Below are 1,892 nucleotides of genomic sequence, written 5' to 3'. Positions count from 1 at the left end.
TTGATGAAATATCTGAAATCTAAATATCCGAATCTATATTTTGTATCTTCAACCACAAAAGTATTAACGGATTTTAATGATTTTGAAAAGGAAGTAGAAAATCCAGACTTTACGTATGTAGTCCCTGATTTTCGATTGAATAAACAATTAGAAAAGTTGAATTCACTATCTGAATCATATAAACCAAAGGTAGAATTTCTGTGTAACGAATGTTGCTGGTATGGATGTAAAGATCGTAAGGAATGTTATAAATCGGTTTCTAGACAAAATCTAGGCATTGATTGTATGGATCATGTATGTAAGGCCCCTTTTTCTAAGGAAGGGTATCGCTTTTCTAGAGTGATGGAAAATCCTGCATTTATTAGTTTAGAGGATATTTTAAATATCTATGTCCCTATGGGCTATTCAAATTTTAAAATCGAAGGAAGAGATTTAGGAAGTGCCCTATTATTAGAATTTATTCTTTACTATATGGTAAAACCACAATACCAAATTCATGTTCGTGAAGCAATGTATCTAGATGCAATGCTAGACTTATTTTAGGAGAAAATGATGATTGAAAAAAGACACACAGTACGGAAATATTTAGATAAACCATTAGATGTTGATTTAATAAGTTTATTAAATGCACGTATTGAACAAAACAATGAATTGTATGATTTGACATTGAAACTCGTGATGAACAACTCAGATGGTATTTCTAGTTTGGCTAAAATTATGTCGAATAATACAGTACAAAACTATATCATTCTTGCAGGCAAAGAATGTTCAAGTTTAGATGAAAAGATAGGCTATTGTGGTGCTGACTTAATTTTGTATGCCCAAAGCCTTGGGCTAAATACATGGTGGTGCGGAGGCATGTTTAATGGTAAGAATGCTCTTAAACATTTAGATGATAAAGATGTTAGAGTCAATGGTGTCATTGCGATTGGATATGGAAAAACACAGGGGGTACCGCACAAATCAAAGACAGCTGATCAAATTAGCCATTACCAAGGAGTAGTTCCAGATTGGTTTAACGCGGGTATCAAAGCTTTATTATTAGCACCAAGTGCTTTAAATAGACAACCATATATAGTGAGTGGTGTGGGTAATAAAGTGAGCTTTAAAGTAAAAAGTGGAACTTTGTCACAAGTCGATTTGGGGATAGGAAAATATTTCTTTGAGCTTGGTGCGGGAAAAGAAAATTTTGAATGGAGTTCATATGATACGAATTGAAGATGAAATCTTTTTAAAAAAGAAATTTGATTTTGAAAAATTGAAAGAATTTGGGTTTTGTTTTGAGAATAACACATATATTTATTCAGAAGATTTTATGGATGGAGATTTTAAAGCTGTCATTGAAATATCGGATGTTTTAAAAGGTAAAGCCATTGATAATTTCAGTAATGAAGAATATATGCCACTACGCATAGAATCCTTTGATGGGGATTTTGTTTGTAGAGTTCGTGATGCTTATAAGGACATATTAAAAAGAATTGCGGATATATGTTGTACAGACGTATTCTTTGCGGATGATCAAGCGAATCGCATTACGAATCGGATTTTTCAAACTTATGGAGTAAAACCAGATTTTCCATGGAAGGATGACAATGGTGTTTTTCGTCATTTAGACAATAATAAGTGGTTTTCCCTTATTATGTATGTGAAGTGGGACGCTCTTTTAAAAGATGGAAATACCCGTATGGTAAACATTATGAATCTAAAAAGCGAAGAACACTATGATATTGATGGAATTTATCCGGCTTATCACATGAATCACAAGAGTTGGATATCTTTGGCTTTAGATGATACATTATCTGATTCATTAATTATGGAATTGGTTTCAAAAAGTTACAATTTAACAAGAAAGAAAAGGCGCAAATAATGCGTCTTTGATATTTTTTAGCCAA

At 32.3% G+C, this 1,892-nt stretch carries 2 protein-coding genes and 1 pseudogene; all 3 read left to right on the top strand.

What is annotated here, in order from left to right:
- Positions 1-543 (top strand): annotated as a pseudogene (locus ACZQCL_RS05455) (hypothetical protein); the annotation flags it as partial.
- Positions 544-552: 9 nt separating this feature from the next.
- Positions 553-1,218: a nitroreductase family protein gene (locus ACZQCL_RS05450; RefSeq protein ID WP_227992354.1), complete on the top strand. Its 666-nt coding sequence runs from the start codon at positions 553-555 to the stop codon at positions 1,216-1,218.
- Positions 1,205-1,867: an MmcQ/YjbR family DNA-binding protein gene (locus ACZQCL_RS05445; protein WP_482482100.1), complete on the top strand. Its 663-nt coding sequence runs from the start codon at positions 1,205-1,207 to the stop codon at positions 1,865-1,867. The genes ACZQCL_RS05450 and ACZQCL_RS05445 overlap by 14 nt, the downstream gene beginning before the upstream one ends.
- Positions 1,868-1,892: the final 25 nt, after the last annotated feature.

It is taken from the genome of Holdemanella sp., from assembly GCF_056804935.1.
This window is presented reverse-complemented; position numbering and strand designations above follow the sequence as displayed.